This window comes from Nostoc sp. 'Peltigera membranacea cyanobiont' 213 (assembly GCF_002245975.1).
Classification (GTDB): Bacteria; Cyanobacteriota; Cyanobacteriia; order Cyanobacteriales; family Nostocaceae; genus Nostoc.
This window is the reverse complement of sequence record NZ_NOLI01000066.1, coordinates 1-23,317: the sequence shown is the minus strand read 5'-3', so window position 1 is coordinate 23,317 and position 23,317 is coordinate 1. Positions and strand designations below refer to the sequence as shown.

Genomic DNA, 23,317 nt, shown 5'->3' with positions numbered 1-23,317 from the left:
TTAAGGATTTAGGAATATGGTTAGCAGCATGGTCAGTATTCCCGGATATCGCATCAGCGAAGAACTCTACAATGGTTCGAGAACCGTAGTTTATCGAGGGTATCGAGAGGCTGACTCATTACCTGTAGCCATTAAACTGCTGAAAAATCCATATCCAGATTTTAACGAACTCTTATCGTTTCGCAATCAGTACACCATTGCTAAAAATCTCAACTCACCCCTGATCGTTCAAACCTACAGCCTCCAAGCACACCAAAATGGCTATGCGCTGGTGATGGAAGACTTTGGGGGGATTTCTCTGAAAGATTATTTCATCGCCGACCAGGGGCGATATATCGCGTCTAGTGAAGAGTTTTTACGAATTGCGATCGCACTCTGCAATACCTTAGATATACTTTATCAAGAGCGGATCGTTCATAAAGATATTAAACCCGCCAATATTTTAATTAATCCTGAAACCAAACAAATCAAATTAATTGACTTTAGTATTGCCTCTTTACTCCCACGAGAAACCCAAACTCTCATCAATCCCAATGGATTAGAAGGGACACTCGCTTATATTTCCCCAGAACAAACAGGCAGAATGAATCGGGGGATTGACTATCGCACAGATTTTTATTCTTTGGGAGTAACTTTCTACGAATTACTGGCAGGAAAGTTACCTTTTGAATCCAAAGATCCGATGGAGTTAGTCCATTGTCATATTGCCAAAAATCCACCGCATTTAAGTGAAATAAAGGGGAGAGAGATTCCACAAGTTTTATGCGATATCGTTATGAAACTGATGGCTAAAAATGCAGAATCTAGATATCAAAGTGCATTGGGACTGAAGTTTGATTTAGAAAAATGTTTAGATCGGCTACAAGTTGATGGTGAAATTCAGAGTTTTGAAATTGGACAACGGGATGTGTGCGATCGCTTCATCATCCCCGACCAACTTTATGGACGAGAAACCGAAGTCTCAACTCTACTGCAAGCATTTGAACGAGTTAGCCTTGGGGCAACAGAAATGATGCTGGTAGCTGGGTTTTCGGGAATTGGTAAAACTGCGGTTATCAACGAAGTTCATAAACCAATTGTCCGGCAACGCGGTTATTTTATTAAAGGGAAATATGACCAGTTTCAACGCAATATTCCCTTTTCGGCATTTGTTCAGGCATTCCGGGATTTAATGGGGCAATTGCTATCAGAATCAGATCGGCAAATCCAAACCTGGAAAAACAAAATATTAGCCGCCGTAGGAGACAACGGACAAGTTTTAATTGACGTAATTCCTGAATTAGAAAACATTATTGGCTCACAGCCAGCAGCTACAGAATTATCAGGAACGGCTGCCCAAAATCGATTTAATTTGTTATTGCCAAAATTTGTGCAAGTCTTCACAAGTATTGAACATCCTTTAGTGATGTTTTTAGATGACTTGCAATGGGCCGATTCAGCCTCACTGAAATTACTGCAATTATTGATAGTAGAAACCGGACATTTATTGGTATTGGGTGCGTATCGAGATAATGAAGTGTCACCCGCTCACCCCTTCATTCTCACTGTAGATGAAATCGTCAAAACTGGCGCAGCAGTCAACACCATTACACTACAACCGTTAAGTTTAGTCAATCTGAATCAGTTGGTAGCAGATACGCTAAATTGCGAATTATCCTTAGCTCAACCTTTGACCGAATTGGTGTACCAAAAAACTCAGGGTAATCCCTTCTTTGCCACCCAGTTTCTCAAATCATTGCATGAAGATAAATACATTAATTTTGACTGGGAAACACGACATTGGCAATCCGATATTGCGGCAGTGCGGTTGCTTTCTCTGACAGATGATGTCGTCGAGTTTATGGCACTACAATTACAGAAATTGTCGCTGACAACTCAGAATACTCTTAAACTGGCTGCTTGTATTGGGGCACAGTTTGATTTGAATACCCTGGCGATTGTTTCAGAAAAATCCCCGGAAATAACCGCAGATGATTTATGGAAAGCCTTACAAGAAGGTTTGATTATTCCGAATACAGAAATCTATAAGTTCTTTATTCAATCTGACAGTGGATTGGTTGCTAATACAACAGCGAATCCAACTTATCGATTTTTACACGATCGCGTCCAACAAGCCGCCTATTCCCTGATTCCCGACGACCAAAAACAGACGATTCATTACCAAATCGGACAACTATTACTCCAACAGATTTCCCCAGAAGCTAGAGTTGACCGGATTTTTGAAATCGTCAATCAATTAAATTATGGCACGGCTTTAATTAGCGAACAAACACAACGAAATGAACTAGCGCAACTTAACCTCATCACCTGTCGCAAAGCCAGAACTGCCACCGCCTATCAAGCAGCGCGTGAATATGCCGTAGTTGGATTGTCTTTGTTGGGAGAAGACGCTTGGCAACAGCAATATGAAATGACTCTCGCCTTCCATGAATTAGCGGCGGAAGTGGCAATGTTATGCGGTGACTTTGAGACGATGGAACAGTTTATCGATCTTGTCACCGAACAAGCACATTCTTTATTAGAACAAGTCAATGTTTACCGCATTAGGATTCAAGCCAAGACTTCCCAGCGTCAACTCAGTGAAGTACTGGCGATCGGCATCAAGCTGCTGCAACAGTTGGGCGTAACGATCGCCGAATCACCCACACCAGATGATATTCAACAGTCAATCCAAGAAATTAACGAATTAATTGGCGATCGCAAAATTGCAGATTTTATCTACCTCCCTGTGATGACAGATGCAAATAAAATCGCCATTACCCAAATTGCCAGTAGCATCATGGCAGCAGCTTACACCTGTGGATCTCTTTTGTATCCATTACTAGCTACCTTGTTAGTCAAATTATTCCTGCGGCACGGCAATATATCTGTTTCTGCTACTAACTATGCTTGTTACAGCCTCGTTCTCTGTAATATGCAGAAAAATATAGATTTAGCTACACAGTTTGGACAGTTGGCATTGAATGTGGCAACAAAATTCGATGATAAAGCAAGTAAACTGGAAGTATTTTTCCTGCTGGGAAATTTTATCCTCCACCGCAAATCTCACCTCAAAGAAATGTTACCCCTCTTGAGTGAGAGTTATACCTTTGGGCTAGAAGTTGGAAACCTGGAATACGCTGGTTATGCGGTTCACAATTTCTGTTTAATTTCTTTTTGGTGCGGTCAACCCCTTGCTAACTTGGAGGAAGATACACGCACTTACTACCATGCATTAGTGCAACTGAAGCAATTGGGAGCAGCTAATTACTGTCTGATTGATTGGCAAGTAATTTCAAATTTACTAGGTTTGGCAAAGCATCTCACCATTTTGTCTGGATCGGCTTTCCAAGAGACAGAATTTATCCCCCTGTTGCAGTCTGCAAATGATATATATGGATTATATATTTTCTATTCGTATAAGTTGATGCTTTGCTTTTTGTTTGGGGAAGTTGAGCCAGCTAATAACTATGCCTTTGAGTGCAGAAACTATTTGATGTCGAGTGCGGGAACAGTTGCCGAACCTGCATTTTATTTCTATGATTCTTTGATAGCTCTAGCCCAATTGAGTCAAATGTCAGGCGAGGTATCAACCGCATTAGAAAGGGTGGCAAAAAACCAAACTCAGTTGCAGCAGTGGGCGCACTATGCACCGATGAATCATCAGCATAAGTTCGATTTGGTAGAAGCGGAAAAATGTCGATTTTTAGGACAAAAAGCAGAAGCTATAGAGTTATACGATCGGGCAATATCTGGAGCTAAAGCTAATGAATATATCCAAGAAGAAGCCTTAGCCAACGAATTGGCAGCTAAATTCTACTCCGACTGGGGCAAACAGCGCATCGCCGAAGAATACATGACTCAAGCCTACTATGGCTATACCCGTTGGGGTGCTAAAGCCAAGGTTGCTGACTTGGAAAGACGCTATCCTCAACTGCTAGCTTCTATCCTCCAACAAACTCGCACTGCTTTCTCGGTTAACGAAACCGTCTTCGCATTAGGAACAGTCACCTCCACTAGTTCTTCCTCCAAGGTCTCTGATTCTCTCGATTTAGCTGCTATTCTCAAAGCTTCTCAAACTATCTCAGGCGAAATCAAACTCGAAAAACTGCTTTCATCATTGCTTTCCATCGTCATTGAAAATGCGGGGGCTGATAAATGCGTGTTAATGCTGTTGCGAGACGATCGCCTGCTAATTAAAGGGTCGATTTCCGAGGGAACACAGCCAGTTGTGTTGCAGCGCCTTCCCATTGAGGAAAGTCAGGACATTCCCCTGAAGCTAATTTACAAAGTCTTGCATAACAAGCAGACTGTTGTGCTAATTAATGCGATCGCCGATCCGAACTTAGCCAATGACGACTATATCATGCGTCAACAGCCTCAGAGTATCTTGTGTAGCCCAATTTTGCATCAAGGTAAGTTGCTGGGCATTTTATATCTAGAAAATAATCTAGCAACGGGGGCGTTCACGAGCGATCGCGTTGAACTACTTAACTTACTTTGCACTCAAGCCGCAATTTCTTTAGAAAATGCCCGACTGTATGAGCGATCGCAGAACTATGCCCAACAGCTAGAGGAATCACTAAACTCATTGAGTGCGAGTAACTCTCGCTTCCATAGCTTGGTAAACAATGTGCCTGGGGTAGTTTTTCAATATCCCATGAGTGCCGATGGGGTTATATCGTTGAGCTACATTAGTGCCGATTGTTATAGTTTGCTGGAAATTACCCCAGAGCAAGCTATGTGCAATTGGCAGTTTTTCACCAATATGGTGCATCCAGATGACATGGCAAGTTTTCTACAGTCCCAAACTCACACCATTCAAACCGAATCTTCTTGGCACTGGGAAGGGCGAATTATCACCCCATCAGGAATTATCAAGTGGATTCATGGGGAATCTCAAATCCAAAGATTTGCCGATGGCTCTATGGTTTGGGATGGATTATTTTTGGATATTAGCGATCGCAAACGAGCAGAGCAAGAACTGCAAAATGCCCAATTACAAATGGTGCAAAGCGAGAAAATGTCTGCATTGGGTAACTTAGTTGCTGGCGTTGCTCACGAAATGAATAATCCTCTTGGGTTTATTGCTGCCAGCCTCAAACAAGCGAAACCTACGATCGCCGATATTGTTGAACACTTAAAGCTTTATCAAGAAAGTTTACCCAACAAAAATGATGAAATCATTGACCATGCCGAAGAAATTGACTTGGATTATAGTTTATCAGACTTGCCTAAGATGATTGATTCCATGTCTATGGCGTGCGACAGGCTAAAAAACATCAGCACCAGTTTACGTACTTTCTCTCGTGCTGACCAAGATTACAAAGTACCTTTTAATATCCATCAAGGTATTGATAGCACGATTTTAATTTTGAAACATCGTCTCAAGGCAAATGAACAACGACCATTAATTGAAGTTGTCACTAACTACGGTAATTTACCTCAAATTGAATGCTTTCCTGGTCAATTAAATCAGGTATTTATGAACTTGCTTGCCAATGCTATTGATGCCTTAGATGAATCTAATTATGGACGTAACTTTGACGAAATTAAAACAAACCCGAACTGCATTACAATTACAACCTCAGTCGAAAATAATCTAGTTAAGATTACAATCGCCGATAATGCTAAGGGAATAAATGAAGAGATAAAACAAAAAATATTTGACCATTTATTTACGACGAAAGCTGTTGGTAAAGGCACAGGATTAGGACTCGCGATCGCTCGTCAAATTGTGGAAGAAACCCACGGCGGAAAATTGAGTTTTAACTCTGTTATCGGTGAGGGTACTGAATTTATCATTGAAATTCCGGGATGATTTTTGGCGGTTTTTGGTAAATAACTTCAAATATCTGGGAATACTAAATCTGGAAATCTTCAGGATTTAGCAGCATGGTTAGGACTTTAGTCAGTATTCCCGGATATCGCATCTATGATTTACTCTACAATGGTTCCAGAACCCTGGTTTATCGAGGGTATCGAGAAACTGACTCATTACCTGTAGTAATTAAACTGCTAAAAAATCCTTATCCGAGTTTGGGCGAACTCTTGTCGTTTCGCAATCAATACACCATTGCCAAAAATCTTAACCATCCGGGAATTATTCAAACTTATAGCCTAGAACCATACCAAAATGGCTATGCGTTGGTGATGGAAGATTTTGGCGGCATATCCCTTAAGGATTTTGCCAAGGTAGAGAGGTTACATATAACGTCTCTAAAGGAATTTTTGCTCTCTGCTATATCTCTGTGTAACACATTAGATATTGTCATTCGTCATCGCATTATTCATAAAGATATTAAACCCAGTAATATTTTAATTAATCCCGAAACCAAACAAGTTAAATTAATTGACTTTAGTATTGCATCTTTGCTACCAAGAGAAACCCAAGAAATTCACAATGCCAACGCCCTAGAAGGCACACTTGCTTATCTTTCGCCAGAGCAAACTGGAAGAATGAACCGGGGAATTGACTATCGCAGTGACTTCTACTCATTAGGTATCACATTTTATGAATTACTCACAGGAAAATTACCATTTGTCTCAGAAGATCCGATGGAATTGGTGCATTGTCATCTTGCCAAAAATCCCATTGTCGTACACGATCGCAATCCCAATATTCCCTTAGTTTTATCTGAAATCGTCAGTAAGTTAATGGCGAAAAATGCCGAAGAGCGCTATCAGAGTGCCTTGGGAATCAAGCATGATTTAGAAATTTGTCTAAGTCAATTACAAGCCAGCGGAAACATTGAATATTTTACATTAGGAGAGCGAGATATTAGCGATCGCTTCCTCATTCCCGAAAAACTCTACGGCAGAGAAACCGAAGTATTAACCCTCCTCCAAGCATTTGAAAAAGTCAGCCTTGGGACAACAGAAATGATGCTGGTAGCAGGTTTTTCTGGGATTGGGAAAACTGCTGTTGTGAATGAAGTTCATAAACCCATTGTCCGGCAACGCGGTTATTTTATTAAAGGGAAATATGACCAATTTCAGCGCAATATTCCCTTCTCGGCATTTGTGCAAGCATTCCGAGATTTAATGGGGCAATTGCTTTCAGAATCAGATGCACAACTACAAGCCTGGAAAACCAAGATTCTCGAAGCCGTTGGCGACAATGGACAAGTCTTGATTGACGTAATTCCAGAACTAGAACGCATTGTTGGTACTCAACCTCCAGCTATAGAACTATCAGGGAGTGCTGCCGAAACCCGCTTTAATCTGCTGATGCAGAAATTTGTGCAAATCTTCACAAGTGTTGAACATCCTTTAGTGATATTTTTAGATGATTTGCAATGGGCAGATTCCGCATCGCTGAAATTGCTGCAATTATTGATGTCAGAAACAGGACATTTATTAATATTGGGTGCATATCGGGATAATGAAGTCTCACCAGTTCATCCATTCATCCTCACTGTAGATGAAATCGTCAAAACTGGGGCAGTAGTCAATACGATTGTTCTGCAACCGTTAAGCGAACCAGATATGAATCAGTTGGTGGCAGATACGCTGAATTGCAAATTATTGCTAGCCCAACCTTTGACAAAATTAGTCTATCAAAAAACTCATGGTAATCCTTTCTTTGCTACCCAGTTTCTCAAAGCATTAAATGACGATCGTCTAATTACCTTTGACTTAGAATCCTGTCATTGGCAGTGTAATATTGCCCAAGTCAGAGCCTTAGCAATTACTGATGATGTGGTGGAGTTTATGGCACTGCAATTGCAGAAGTTGCCGAACCAGACTCAGAATGTTCTCAAACTGGCAGCTTGTATTGGAGCGCAGTTTGATTTGAATACGCTGGCGATTGTTTCAGAACAATCCCTAGAGACAACGGCGGCTGATTTATGGAAAGCGTTGCCAGAAGGGCTGATTATTCCGAATACGGAAATCTATAAGTTCTTTCTTCAATCTGATGGTACCTCGGTTTCTAATGCCGCAGCTAATCCGATTTATCGGTTTTTGCATGACCGAGTTCAACAAGCAGCTTATTCCCTAATTCCTGATGATCAAAAAAAAGCAACTCATCTCAAAATTGGCCAGTTACTTCAGCAAAACTTTTCAGAAATAGAACGAGAAGAAAAACTGTTTGATATTGCCCTTCATTTGAATTTAGGAATTGAATTAATTAATCAACAACAAGAACGAGAAGCCTTAGTGCGACTTAACTTCAAAGCTGGCAGTAAAGCCAGAAGTTCAACTGCATACACTGCTGCCAAAGTGTATCTACAAACTGGAATTGATTTACTAGAGGTCGATTGTTGGCAACATCAATATGAACTAACTCTGAATCTGTATGTGACGGCTGCGGAAGTTGCTTATTTGAATGGTGACTTTGAGGGTATGGAACAGCTAGCCGCAGTGGTATTGCGACAAGCACAGACTATTTTCGACAAAGTGAAAATCTATGAAATTCAAATCGTGGCACTAGTGGCTCAGATCCAAATATCAACGGCGCTGGCAGTGGGAACAGAGGCTCTAGCACAATTTGGGGTGGATTTCCCGACGAAAGTAGACGAAGCTTTGATTGACAACGCCTTACAAGAACTTAACCAGCAACTAAATGGCAGAGAGATTGCTGGGTTGATCGATCTGCCCGTGATGAGCGATCGCACAGCCCAAGCCGCGATGCAATTGTTAAGAATGTTGGTTGCACCTGTGTTCCAGGGAATGCCAGGTTTACTGCCCCTGTTGAGCGCGACGATGGTACGGTTGTCGCTCCAGTTTGGCAATGACAAAGCCTCGACAGTCGGCTATGTGATGCACGGCCTGGTGCTATGTTCAATTCTTTGCGAAGTCGAAACAGGCTACGAGTTTGGTAAATTATCACTCTCCTTGCTGGAGAGGTTGAATGCTCAGTCGATGAAATGCAGCACTCTCAACATGTTTGGGAATTTCATTCAGCATCACCAGCAATCATTCTTGGCAACGCTACCAACCATAAAAGATAGTTACATCATTGGTATGGAAACAGGTGATTTTCTCTTTGCTGGCTACGGCATAGCAAATTACGCCTATGTTGCGCTTTTTGCAGGTGTAGACCTGGAGGCGTTGGCACCGGAATTGACTGGTTACAGTGCTGCCCTGGCTCAATTGAAACAAGATTCAGCGCGGATTATTTTGGGCATGGTGCGGCAAACAGTGCAGCAGTTCAGAGAAACGGTGAGCCAGCCCCATTGCTTAATAGGCACTGCCTACGATGAAACGGTGATGATTCCTAAGCACCACGAGGATAAGAATCTCACAATGATTGCCTTTGTTTCTACTTACAAACTGCTGCTTGCTTACTACTTTGGCAATTATCAGGCTGCCCTCGACTATATCACCCAAGGCAAGCCCTATTTGATGGCAGCATCGGGAATGGTGCATATTCCCACTTTCCATTTCTATGCAGCCCTGACGTACTTGGCACTTGTTCCCACAAACTCAGAAATTGAGCTTTCTGCAATTCTTGCCGAGTTTAAAACCCATGAAACTATTCTGCACCAGTGGGCGCACAATGCCCCGATGAATCATAAGCATAAATGGCATCTCGTGGAGGCCGAAAAGTGTCGAGTTTTCGGTAACAAATTGGAAGCAATGGAGCAGTACGATCGCGCCATCGCCACCGCCAAAGAAAATCAATACCCCAACGAAGAAGCTTTAGCCAATGAACTAGCCGCTAAATTCTATCTGGATTGGGGCAAAGAAAAAATCGCTCAAACCTATATGACTGAAGCTTATTATTGTTACACCCGTTGGGGAGCAAAAGCTAAAGTTGTTGATTTAGAAACCCGCTATCCCCAACTGCTCGCCACAATTTGGCAAAAACAGCAATCATCTTTCACATGTACGGAAACGATTATTTCTATCTCCTCTCACACCCTCCAAAGTTCCACTTTCGGTAATACTAGCTTCTCAGAAGCCCTCGATCTGGCGACCATTCTCAAAGCTTCTCAATCTCTGTCGAGTGAAATTGAGTTGGAGAAATTACTCTCAACCCTACTTGAGGTGATACTGGAAAGTGCGGGAGCGGATAAATGTGCGTTGCTGATGCCAAAAGGTTCATGCTGGGTAATTGAGGCATTATCTCAACTCGATCAACCTGCTATTCTCTTGCATTCGCTGCTCTTTGATGATGGTCAAACAGTACCCGTTACTCTAATCAATCGGGTCAAAAATACCCTCACCTTGACTGTAATTGAGAATGCAGTAGTTGAGCCAACCCTAGCGGCTGACCCTTATATTATTCGCCATTCACCTAAGAGTATTCTCTGTGCGCCAATTCTCAACCAAGGCAAGTTGATTGGCATTTTGTACCTGGAAAATAACCTAACGGTGGGAGCCTTTACGAGCGATCGCCTACAAGTTCTCAAACTCCTTACTACCCAAGCAGCTATCTCCTTAGAAAATGCTCAACTTTATAGCAAATTAGAAGACTATTCTCATACTCTGGAGCAAAAAATAGAAGAACGCACCCAGGAAATCACAGAAAAAGCAACTCAGCTAGAATCAACACTAGAGAAACTTTACTCGACTCAAGCCCAACTAATTCAATCGGAAAAAATGTCAAGTTTAGGACAGCTAGTTGCTGGAATTGCTCATGAAATTAATAATCCGATTAATTTCATCTACGGTAACTTAGAACCAGCGAATGAATATGTGGCATCCTTAATTGAATTAAATAATTTATATCAGCGACTTTATCCGCACCCATTGCCAGAAATTGCCGAAAAAATTGCCCATATTGACCTAGAATTTCTAGTAGATGATTTACAAAAGCTCCTTTCATCGATCGGGGTGGGAGCAAATCGCATCCACCAAATTGTCCTGTCACTGCGAAATTTTTCCCGCTTGGATGAAGCAGAAATTAAACCAGTAGATATTCACTCTGGTATTGATAGCACTCTGTTAATTTTGCAGCACCGACTTAATAATAGTAAACATCCAGAGATTAAAGTCGTTCAAAAATATGGTCAACTACCTTTAGTTAATTGTTATGCGTCTGCTCTCAATCAAGTGTTTATGAATATTATCACTAATGCTATTGATGCCTTAGAAGAATCACAGACAAATCCCCAACCTACTATTATTATTCACACTGAATTCAGAGATTCAAAAAAATTAATTATCCGCATTGCAGACAACGGGATAGGGATGAGCGAGTCAGTAAAAAATAATATATTTAATCCATTTTTTACGACGAAATCAGTAGGTAGTGGAACAGGCTTGGGATTGTCAACGAGCTATTCGATTGTGGTAGAAAAACATGGGGGTAATTTAAGCTGTATTTCTGCACCAGGAGAGGGTGCAGAATTTATCATTGAAATCCCGGTATAGTTTCTAGCTATTGTTGGTAAATAGCTTCAGATATCTGGGAATACTAAATCTGGAAATCATTGAGATTTAGCAGTATGGTCAGTATTCCCGGATATAAAGTAAGTGAAGAACTCTACAATGGTTCCAGAACTCTGGTTTATCGGGGGTATCGAGAGACTGACTCATTACCCGTAGTCATTAAACTACTGAAAAATCCTTATCCCAGTTTCCATGAACTCTTGTCGTTTCGCAATCAGTACACGATCGCTAAAAATCTAAACTCACCGCTAATCGTCCAAACCTACAGTCTGGAACCCTATCAGAATGGTTATGCGCTGGTGATGGAAGACTTTGGGGGGATTTCTGTTAAAAATTATTTCACCTCACCAGAGATACGATATATCGCATCTATAGAAGAGTTTTTACGAATTGCGATCGCACTGTGCAACACCTTAGATATATTGTATCGGGAGCGGATTATTCATAAAGATATCAAACCTGCCAATATTTTAATTAACCTAGAAACCAAACAAGTTAAATTAATTGACTTTAGTATTGCATCTTTACTTCCACGAGAAACGCAAACACTAATCAATCCCAACGTCTTAGAAGGGACACTTGCTTATATTTCTCCAGAACAAACAGGAAGGATGAATCGGGGAATTGACTACCGCACTGATTTTTATTCTCTGGGTGTGACATTCTACGAATTACTCACGGGAGAGTTACCGTTTAAGTCAAACGATCCGATGGAGTTGGTGCATTGTCATATTGCAAAACAACCTCCTTCAGTTATTAGAGATGAGATACCGCAGGTGATTTCAGATATCGTCAGCAAATTGATGGCAAAAAATGCTGAAGATAGATATCAGAGTGCTTTGGGACTGAAGTTTGATTTAGAAAATTGTTTACATCAGCTACAAGTTGATGGTAGAATTAATAATTTTGAAATTGCACAGAGGGATGTGTGCGATCGCTTCATCATTCCAGATAAATTATATGGACGAGAAGCAGAAGTCTCAACCCTACTCCAAGCATTTGAAAGAGTCAGCCTTGGCGCAACAGAAATGATGCTGGTAGCTGGGTTTTCGGGGATTGGGAAAACAGCGGTTGTCAACGAAGTTCATAAACCCATTGTGCGGCAACGCGGTTATTTTATCAAAGGGAAATTTGACCAATTTCAACGCAACATCCCCTTTGGTGCTTTTGTAATCGCCTTCCGAGACTTAATAGGGCAATTGCTAACTGAAAGCGATCCTCAAATCCAACAATGGAAAAATAAGATATTAGCTGCTGTTGGTGAAAATGGACAGGTAATTATTGAAGTCCTACCTGAACTAGAAATAATTATTGGTCAACAGCCACCCGCGATAGAATTATCAGGAACGGCGGCACAAAATAGATTTAATTTATTGTTCCAAAAATTTACCCAAGTTTTTACTAGCTTAGAACATCCGTTAGTGATGTTTTTAGATGATTTGCAATGGGCAGATTCGGCATCGCTGAAATTAATCCAGTTATTAATGACTGATACAAGTCATCTGCTTTTAATTGGTGCATATCGTGATAATGAAGTCAAACCAGGACATCCGTTCATGTTGACTTTGAGTGAGATTCAGAAAACACAAGCAACGATTAATACAATTACTTTAACACCACTCAGTCAAACAAAAGTCAATCAGTTAGTTGCTGATACCCTTAAATGTTCAGAAGATTTAGCATGGAATCTTTCTCAGTTAATATATCAAAAAACTCAAGGTAATCCGTTTTTCGCTACACAGTTTCTCAAAGCCTTATATCAAGATGGGCTGATTCAATTTGTTTTTGAGTCAGGCTGTTGGCAATGTAACATTGCAAAAGTGAAAAATCAAGCAGTTACAGATGATGTAATTGCCTTTATAGCATTTCAATTACGCAGACTACCGCCATTAACTCAAAATATATTGCAACTAGCTGCTTGTATTGGCAATCAGTTTGATTTAGAAACTTTAGCAATTGTTTCAGAACAATCAGAGATAGAAACAGCTACTGATTTATGGAAAGCATTGCAAGAAGGGTTCATTTTACCGATTGGTGATGTTTATAAGTTTTATCAGGGAGAAGATAATGACAAAATAGTGCTGTCAAATAGCAATATCAATCAACAATTAGCCAGATATCAATTTTTACACGATCGCGTCCAACAAGCCGCCTATTTTCTGATTGCAGAGGAAGAAAAACAGGCAACTCACCTGAAAATTGGGCAACTCTTGCTGAACAATACGCCAGCCACAGAACAGAACGAAAACCTGTTTGAGATTGTCAATCAACTCAATATTGGAAAATCCTTAGTTATTGAGCGATCGCCACAAATAAAACTCGCCCAACTCAATTTGCAAGCGGGACAAAAAGCCAGAGTTGCCACAGCTTACGCAGCCGCATCTGAATATTCTAATACAGGTATCGGCTTACTGAACTTACCTCACTCTCAACAGGAATCTTGCTGGAATATCTACTATGACCTCACCTTAGCACTGTATGAACTAGCGACAGAAGCCGCATATCTCAATGGCGATTTTGCCCAGATGGAGCAATGGGCAGATGTTGTCATCCAACAGGCAAAAACTGCTGTTGACAAAATGAAAGTCTATGCTGTCAAAATCCAAGGTTATATGGCGCAGGGCAAAAAGCTAGAAGCTGTCAAAATGGGATTAGAAGCTCTGGAATTAGTAGGGGTGCGTTTACCTAAATCACCTGAACCATCAGACATTCAGCAAGCACTTACTCAAACTGTAAGCAATCTCCAAGAGAAGAAAATAGAAGACTTAATTAATCTACCGTTAATGAAAGATGTCGAGAAGTTAGCAGCTACAAAGATGTTAGCAAGTATGTTTACTCCTACCTATCAAGCTGCACCTGCACTTTTGCCTTTAATTGCGTGTGAATTGATGAATTTATCACTCAACTATGGTAATTCACCTTTCTCTACGCCTGGTTACGTTTTTTATGGGATGCTGCTAAATTCAGTATTTCAAGATATTGAATCGTGTTATCAATTTGGTCAGTTAGCTATCAGTTTAGCAGAAAGATTCAACGATCTAGAGATCAAAGCATTTGTATTTAATGTGGTAGGGTCGTTTTCAACTCATGGCAAAGTTCACGTCAGAGAAACATTGCCTATTCTTTGGGAGAGCTACGAAAGTGGACTAGAAGGTGGAAATTTTGAATATGGTGGAATATCTGCCATGCTTATATACAAATACTCCTATTTTATGGGACATGAACTAACAATACTGTTAGGAGAAATGGCCTCTATTAGTGATGCCCTGGCTCGGATCAAGCAAGAAAATCCTCTACGTTGGCATCAAGCTTCTCAACAGTCAGTATTGAACTTGTTAAATCCCTCAGAAAATCCATGCAGTTTACGGGGTGAAGTCTTCAACGAAGAAATATCTTTGCCACTCATGAAAGATGCTAATGATAGAAGTGGGCTGAAGTGTGTATATCTTGATAAGCTAATGCTTTGTTACCTGTTTGGAGAATATCAACAAGCCCAAGAAAATGCACTGCAAGCTGAACTTTATTTAGATGGGGTACAAGGACTCATGTTAGTTCCAGTATTCCATTTCTATGATTCTTTAGCGCACTTAGCTATCTACCCATCGATATCGTCCTCGCAACAAGAAGATATCTTAATTCGAGTGGCTAACAACCAAGAAAAGATGAAGCGATGGGCAGACTATGCGCCAATGAATTTTCAGCATAAATTTGATTTAGTTGCAGCAGAACAGTGTCGGATTCTGGGTAAAAAAGGTGACGCAACAGACTATTACGATCGCGCGATCGCATCCGCCAAAGGACATGGCTACATCCAAGAAGAAGCCATAGCCAACGAACTAGCAGCTAAATTTTATCTCAACTGGGGCAAAGAGCGCATAGCTGGGGAATATCTGACTCAAGCCTACTATGGCTATGCTCGTTGGGGCGCTAAAGCTAAAGTCGCCGACTTGGAACGACGCTATCCCCAACTGCTTGCTCCGATCTTAGAAAAAATCCGTTCTCCCCTCTCAGCTAACGAAACTGTCTTCGCTTTAGGGAGTGTCAGCTCTACCGGTTCAGCTACTTCCAGCAGTAGCAGTGCCTCTGTAGCTTTAGATTTAGCTACCATTCTCAAAGCTTCTCAAACCCTTTCTGGTGAAATCGAACTCGAAAAACTACTTTCAGCTTTGCTACATTTGGTCATTGAAAATGCTGGAGCAGATAAGTCTGTGTTGATGCTTGTAGAAGAAAGTCGTCTACTGATTCGGGGGATAGCACAACTTTCTAGTAGCGTCACATCATTACAGCACAAGGAAATTGCCAGCGTCGTTTACCCAATGTTGCTTAAATCGGAGCCTGTTGAAGACTCTGTTGACGTGCCAGTTAGCTTAATTAATACTGTCAAACGCAGCTTACAACCAGCAGTGATTATTGATGCCACAGTGCATCCAAAATTAATCAACGATCCGTATATTCAGCAACAGCAGCCCAAAAGTATCTTGTGTAGTCCGATTTTGCATCAGGGTAAGTTGCTTGGCGTGTTGTATTTGGAGAATAATTTAGCAACTGGAGCATTTACAAGCGATCGCGTCGAACTCCTCAACTTACTTTGCGCTCAAGCAGCCATTTCCCTAGAAAATGCCCGACTTTATGAGCGATCGCAGCAATATGCCCAACAGCTAGAACAGGCATTAAACAATCTGCAAAATGCCCAACTCCAAATAGTCCAAAGTGAAAAAATGTCTGCACTCGGTAACTTAGTCGCCGGGGTAGCCCATGAAATCAACAATCCCGTTGGCTGTATTATTGGCAACGTTTGTGCTGTCCAAGATTCCATCAATGACCTATTTGGGTTGATTGACCTCTACAACGATAAATTCCCTCAACCTGGGACTGAGATTGAAGAAGAATTAGAGACAATCGACCTGGAATATTTACGGGATGATTTACCCAAATTAATCAGAGCGATGAAAGATGGTGGCGATCGCATCAAGTCTATCAGCAAGAGTCTCCGCACTTTCTCCCGTGCCGATAGCGACCAAAAACAAACCTTCAATCTCCACGAAGGCATTGATAGCACCATCTTGATTTTACGCCATCGCCTCAAGGCAAACGAGACTCGTCCAGCCATTGAAGTTGTCACGAACTACGCTAATATCCCAGCGATTAATTGCTTTCCCGGTCAATTAAATCAGGTATTTATGAATATTATCGCTAATGCTATTGATGCATTAGATGAATCTAATCATGGACGCAGTTTTGAGGAAATTAAAGCCAATCCTAACTGCATTACCATTCAAACATCGGTCGAAAATGAAAAGGTACAAATTGCCATTACTGATAACGGTAAAGGGATGAATGAATCAGTCAAACAAAAAATCTTTGACCATTTATTTACTACTAAAGCTGTCGGAAAAGGTACGGGGTTGGGATTGGCGATCGCACGGCAAATCGTCGAATCAACTCACAGTGGTAAATTAAGTTGTAACTCGGTTTTGGGTGAGGGTACAGAATTTATCATTGAAATCCCGGTATAGTTTTTAGCTCTCATTGTTAAACAGCTTCAGATATCTGGGAATACTAAATCTGGAAATCTTAAAGATTTAGCAATATATATGGTTAGCACTCTTGTCAATATTCCCGGATATCACATCAGTGAGGAACTCTACAATGGTTCCAGAACCCTAGTTTATCGGGGGTATCGAGAGACTGACTCATTACCTGTAGTCATTAAACTGCTAAAGAATCCATATCCAAGTTTCAGTGAACTAGTACAATTTCGGAATCAATACACCATAGCCAAAAATCTTAACTCACCTCTCATCATCCAAACCTATAGCCTGGAACCCTATCAAAATGGCTATGTGCTGGTGATGGAAGACTTTGGAGGGATTTCTTTAAAAGATTATTTCACCTCTGAGCAGGGGCGATATATCGCATTTCTACAGGAATTTTTGCAGATTGCGATCGCGCTGTGCAATGCCTTAGATATTCTCTATCGTCAGCGGATTATTCATAAAGATATTAAACCCAGCAATATTTTAATTAACCCCGAAACCAAACAAGTTAAATTAATTGACTTCAGTATTGCATCTCTGCTACCACGAGAAACCCAAATATTCATCAATCCCAATGTGTTAGAAGGCACACTTGCTTATATATCCCCAGAACAAACAGGAAGAATGAATCGGGGAATTGACTACCGGACTGACTTTTATTCTTTGGGTGTCAGTTTTTACGAATTACTGACAGGAGAACTACCATTTTCATCCAAAGATCCGATGGAGTTGGTGCATTGTCATATTGCTAAACCAGCACCCAATTTAAGGGAAAGGGTCAAGGGAAAAGAGATTCCTCAAGTCCTTTGCGATCTTGTCAGCAAATTGATGGCGAAAAATGCTGAAGATAGATATCAGAGTGCATTGGGACTGAAATTTGATTTAGAAGATTGTTTATATCAGCTAAATAAAACTGGTGAAATTAAGAGTTTCCCAATTGCGCGACGGGATGTGTGCGATCGCTTCCTCATCCCCGATCAATTATATGGCAGAGAAACCGAAGTATCAACTCTACTGCAAGCATTTGAAAGAGTCGCTAACTCCCCTGAATCCCCCCTTAATAAGGAGGGACATAAGGGTGTAGAAATGATGCTGGCATCTGGTTTTTCGGGAATTGGTAAAACTGCGGTTGTCAATGAAGTTCATAAACCGATTGTCCGACAACGGGGTTATTTTATCAAAGGTAAATTCGATCAATTTCAACGAAATATTCCCTTGAGTGCTTTTGTGCAAGCATTTCGAGATTTAATCGGGCAATTATTAACCGAAAGTGATGCCCAAATTCAGCAATGGAAAAACCAAATTCTAGAGGCAGTTGGTGAAAATGGACAGGTAATTATTGAAGTCATCCCCGAATTAGAAACAATTATTGGCGAACAACCAGCAGCGATAGAGTTATCAGGAACGGCGGCACAAAATAGATTTAATTTATTGTTTCAAAAATTTACCCAAGTTTTTACCAAGCCAGAACATCCATTAGTGATGTTTTTAGATGACTTGCAATGGGCAGATTCAGCATCACTACAATTAATGCAGATATTAATGGCTGATACAGGTCATCTTTTATTAATTGGTGCTTACCGTGATAACGAGGTCAATCCAGCACATCCCTTCATGTTGACTTTGAGTGAGATTCAAAAAACTCAAGCAACGATTAATAAGATTACTTTAGCACCACTGAGTCAAGATCAAGTAAATCAGCTAGTTGCTGACACATTGAAATGTCCAGAAAGTTTGGCATGGACTCTTTCCGTATTGATTTATCAGAAAACCAAAGGGAATCCGTTTTTCGTAACCCAGTTTCTCAAAGCACTGCATCAAGAAAATCTGATTCAATTTGATTTGAAATTCGGCTGTTGGCAATTTGACATTGCCCAAGTGACAATTCAAGCGGTTACAGATGACATTGTGACCTTTATGGCATTGCAATTAGGAAAACTACCGCCATCAACTCAAGAGGTATTGCAGTTAGCTGCTTGTATTGGCAACCAGTTTGATTTAGCAACTTTGGCAATTATTTCCGAACAATCCCAAATTGAGACAGCTGCTGATTTGTGGAAAGCATTACAATCAGGGTTGATTTTACCGATTGGTGATGTTTATAAGTTTTATGTTGGGCAAGATAATCTGGTAGTTACTCAAGAAAATCAAGAGACTGTTACATACAAATTTTTACATGACCGAGTACAACAAGCAGCTTATTCCCTAATTCCCGATGAGCAAAAAACAGCAACTCATCTCCAAATTGGACAGTTACTGCGACAAAACTTGTCCGAGATTGAGCTTGAGGAAAAACTGTTTGATATTGTCCTGCATTTGAATTTAGGACAAGAGTTAATTACTCAAGTGAGCGAACGAGAAGTACTTGCTCAACTGAACTTCAAAGCTGGAGTCAAGGCGAGAAATTCGACAGCCTACGCCGCAGCAAGAGTTTATTTCCAAACCGGGATGAAGCTATTACAGCCAGACTGCTGGCAACATCAGTATGAATTGACTCTGAATCTGTATATTACCACTGCTGAAGCTAGCTATTTGAATGGTGACTTTGAGGAGATGGAACAGCTAGCCGCATTAGTGTTGCAAAAAGCTCAGACCATTTTAGACAAAGTTAAAATCTACGAAATTCAAATCGCTGCACAAATGGCTCAGAGCCAAATATTAGAAGCGATCGCAGTGGGAAGAGATGCACTGAGTCAATTAGGCGTGGATCTGCCGATTGCAGCCGATGAAGCCCAAATCAACAAAGTGCTACAAGACCTTGTAAATCTTCAAAGCGGTAACAATCCATCTACCCTGGTTAATTTACCCAGGATGAGCGATCCCACCGCGATCGCTGCAATGCAACTATTAGGAGTGTTGTTTGCACCAGTGTTGCTGGGAATGCCCGGATTACTGCCTCTTTTGGGCGCAACGATGGTGAAGTTGTCGCTCCAGTTTGGCAATGCCCCCGCCTCGACGGTAGGATATGGGCTTCATGGCATGATCCTATGTGCCTTTTTGGGCGAAGTCGAAACAGGCTACGAGTTTGGTAGATTAGCGCTATCGTTGCTAGAGGCGTTGAATGCTCAGTCTATGAAGTCCCTGACTCTAAACTTGTTTGGATCTTTTATCCAACATCACCAGCAAGCAGTCTTGGCAACATTACCGACACTGAAAGATGGCTACACCACCGGCATAGAAACAGGCGATTTTCTCTACGCTGGCTACAACGTAGCTGGTTACGCCTGTAATGCGCTTTTCGCAGGTGTAGAGGTGGACACATTGTCATCGGAATTGGCTGCTTACAATGCTGTCCTAGCTCAGATGAAACAAGATTCGGCGCATATTTATTCGGATATGGTGCGGCAAACGCTGGAGCATTTCAGAGAAACTGTAAGCCAACCAGATTGCTTAACTGGCACTATCTATGATGAGACGTTAATGCTGCCAAAGCACCAGCAAGATAACGATCTTACCTCCATCGCCATTGTCTACATCTACAAACTGCTGCTTGCCTACCACTTTGGCAATTATCAGGCTGCCCTCAATTACATCACCTCAGTCAAGTCTTATTTGATGGCAGTATCGGGAATGTTTTTTACTTCTATTTTCCATTTTTATGCTGCCCTAACTCATCTGGCACTCTTCCCCACCCAGCCAGATGCAGAACAAGCAAAGCTGCTTGCTGTTGCCATAACTCATCAAACTGTTCTGCATCAATGGGCGCAAAATGCCCCGATGAATCATTTACATAAATGGTATCTAGTTGAGGCTGAACGTCATCGAGTTTTGGGTGAAAAAGTCGCCGCCAGTGAGTGTTATGACCAAGCTATAACTCTTGCTAAAGCACATCAGTTTATCAACGAAGAAGCCTTAGCCAATGAACTGGCAGCCAAATTCTATCTAGATTGGGACAAAAAGCGCATTGCCCAGGAATACATGATTGAAGCCTACTATGGCTATGCTCGTTGGGGTGCAAAAGCCAAAGTCGCCGACTTGGAAAAACGCTATCCTCAACTCCTCGCCTCCATCCTCCAGCAAACCCGTTCTCCTCTGTCAACTAACGAAACAATCTTCGTTTTGGGGAGTGTCACATCCACTAGTTCCCCTAGTTCCAGCAGTAGCAGCGTCTCTGTTGCTTTAGATTTAGCCGCTATTCTTAAAGCTTTTCAAACGATCTCAGGCGAAATCGAACTGGAAAAACTGCTTTCATCGTTGCTGGAAATCGTCATTGAAAATGCGGGGGCTGATAAATGCGTATTAATGCTCTTGCGATCCGAACACCTGCTGATCGAAGGGTCAATTACCCTGGGGACACAGCCAGTCGTGTTGCAGCGCCTTCTGGTTGAGGAGAGTCAGGATATTCCCCTGAAGCTGATTTACAAAGTCAAACACAATCGGCAGACTACTGTGCTGATTGATGCAAGTGCCGATCCGACCTTAGCCAATGACCCCTATATCATGCGTCAGCAACCGAAGAGTATCTTGTGTAGTCCCATTTTGCATCAAGGGAAGTTGCTGGGCATTTTATATCTAGAAAATAATTTAGCAACGGAGGCGTTCACGAGCGATCGCGTGGAACTCCTCAACTTACTTTGCGCTCAAGCAGCCATTTCTTTGGAAAATGCCCAACTTTATCAGCGATCGCTAAAATATGCTCAACAACTAGAGGAGTCATTCGCCGAATTGAGCGCGAGTAATTCTCGGTTTGAGAGACTTGTAGATAATGTTCCTGGGGTTGTTTATCAATATCGCGTAAGTGCCGATGGGGTCATATCGTTGACCTACATTAGTGCCGACTGTTACAACCTGTTAGAAATTACCCCAGAGCAAGCCATGTCCAATTGGCAGTTTTTCGACAATCTGGTGCATCCAGATCATGTCCTGAGTTATCAGCAGTCCAAGACTGAAGTCCTTCAAGCCCTATGTCCCTGGCAATGGTCAGGACAAATTATTACACCTTCTGGAATTATTAAGTCAATACACGGAGAGTCACGCATCAAAAGATTTGCTGATGGATCTATGGTTTGGGATGGATTATTTCTGGATATTAGCGAACAGCAAGCTGCACTTCGTGAACGTCAACTTGCAGAACTTGCCCTACAGGAGAAATCCCTTGCATTAGAAAATGCCCTGAACGATTTGCAGCACGCCCAACTCCAAATAGTTCAAAGTGAAAAAATGTCTGCGTTGGGGAACTTAGTCGCCGGAGTTGCCCACGAAATCAACAATCCCGTTGGCTGTATTATTGGCAACGTTGGTGCTGTTCAAAATTCTATCAATGACCTATTTGGGCTGATTGACCTCTACAACGATAAATTCCCTCAACCTGGGACTGAGATTGAAGAGGAATTAGAGACAATCGACCTAGAATATTTACGGGACGATTTACCCAAGTTAGTCAGAGCAATGAAAGATGGCGGCGATCGCATCAAGTCTATCAGTAAGAGTCTTCGTACTTTTTCCCGTGCCGATAGCGACCAAAAACAAACCTTCAACCTCCACGAAGGGATTGATAGCACCATCTTGATTTTACGCCATCGCCTCAAGGCTTCGGAGACTCGTCCAGCCATTGAAGTTGTCACCAACTACGGTCAGATTCCAGCAATTGCCTGTTTCCCTGGACAACTCAACCAGGTATTTATGAATATTTTGGCAAATGCCATTGATGCATTAGATGAATCAAATAATGGTCGGAGTTTTGCAGAAATTCAAGCCATTCCCAACTGCATAACCATTCAAACATCAGTCGAAAATGAAAGGGTGAAAATTGCCATTACTGATAATGGTAAAGGGATGAGTGAGTCAGTCAAACAAAAGATATTTGACCATTTATTTACTACAAAGGCTGTCGGTAAAGGTACAGGTTTGGGGTTGGCGATCGCACGGCAAATAGTTGAATCAACCCACGGCGGTAAATTGAGTTGTAACTCGGTTTTGGGTGAGGGTACAGAATTTATCATTGAAATCCCGGTATAATTTTTAACTCTCATTCTCAAACAGCTTCAAATATCTGGGAATACTAAATCTGAAAGTCTTCAGGATTTAGCAGTATATATGGTTAGCACTCTTATCAAGATTCCCGGATATCCTATCAGTGAAGAACTCTACAACGGTTCCAGAACATTGGTTTATCGGGGATATCGAGAAACTGACTCATTATCGGTAGTCATTAAACTGCTAAAGAATCCATATCCAAGTTTCAGTGAATTGGTACAGTTTCGCAATCAGTACACCATTACCAAAAATCTCAACTCACCTCTAATCATCCAAACCTACAGCCTGGAACCCTATCGAAATGGCTATTCGCTGGTGATGGAAGATTTTGGAGGAATTTCTCTAAAAGAATATTTTGCTGCTAACCAGATGCGAGATATCGCGTCTCTAGAAGAGTTTTTACAGATAGCGATCGCCCTCTGCAATACCTTAGATATATTGTATCGAGAGCGGATTATTCATAAAGATATTAAACCCGCCAATAT

Annotated in this window: 5 protein-coding genes; all 5 read left to right on the top strand. The window is 41.4% G+C overall.

From position 1 onward, the window contains the following. Window positions 1-16: 16 nt before the first annotated feature. Window positions 17-5,800 (top strand): trifunctional serine/threonine-protein kinase/ATP-binding protein/sensor histidine kinase, encoded by a 5,784-nt coding sequence (locus CDG77_RS18535; RefSeq protein WP_094330812.1) that lies wholly within the window; start codon window positions 17-19, stop codon window positions 5,798-5,800. 74 nt (window positions 5,801-5,874) lie between these two features. Beyond that, the gene (locus tag CDG77_RS18530) at window positions 5,875-11,301 is read left to right on the top strand and encodes a trifunctional serine/threonine-protein kinase/ATP-binding protein/sensor histidine kinase (RefSeq protein ID WP_094330811.1); all 5,427 of its coding nucleotides are present in this window, start codon (window positions 5,875-5,877) and stop codon (window positions 11,299-11,301) included. A gap of 74 nt (window positions 11,302-11,375) precedes the next feature. Next, the gene (locus CDG77_RS18525) at window positions 11,376-16,835 is read left to right on the top strand and encodes a trifunctional serine/threonine-protein kinase/ATP-binding protein/sensor histidine kinase (protein WP_094330810.1); all 5,460 of its coding nucleotides are present in this window, start codon (window positions 11,376-11,378) and stop codon (window positions 16,833-16,835) included. Between the two features lie 78 nt (window positions 16,836-16,913). Beyond that, window positions 16,914-22,814, top strand: coding sequence for a trifunctional serine/threonine-protein kinase/ATP-binding protein/sensor histidine kinase (locus CDG77_RS18520; RefSeq protein WP_094330809.1), 5,901 nt, complete (start codon window positions 16,914-16,916; stop codon window positions 22,812-22,814). 78 nt (window positions 22,815-22,892) lie between these two features. Continuing rightward, window positions 22,893-23,317 (top strand): protein kinase domain-containing protein (locus tag CDG77_RS18515; protein WP_143857052.1); only part of this gene is annotated, 425 nt, incomplete at its 3' end.

Excerpts from the sequence above, each read along its gene's own strand:
- CDG77_RS18525 (WP_094330810.1), top strand. The coding sequence starts at position 11,376 with ATGGTCAGTATTCCCGGATATAAAGTAAGTGAAGAACTCTACAATGGT.
- CDG77_RS18535 (WP_094330812.1), top strand. The coding sequence starts at position 17 with ATGGTTAGCAGCATGGTCAGTATTCCCGGATATCGCATCAGCGAAGAA.
- CDG77_RS18530 (WP_094330811.1), top strand. The coding sequence starts at position 5,875 with ATGGTTAGGACTTTAGTCAGTATTCCCGGATATCGCATCTATGATTTA.
- CDG77_RS18520 (WP_094330809.1), top strand. The coding sequence starts at position 16,914 with ATGGTTAGCACTCTTGTCAATATTCCCGGATATCACATCAGTGAGGAA.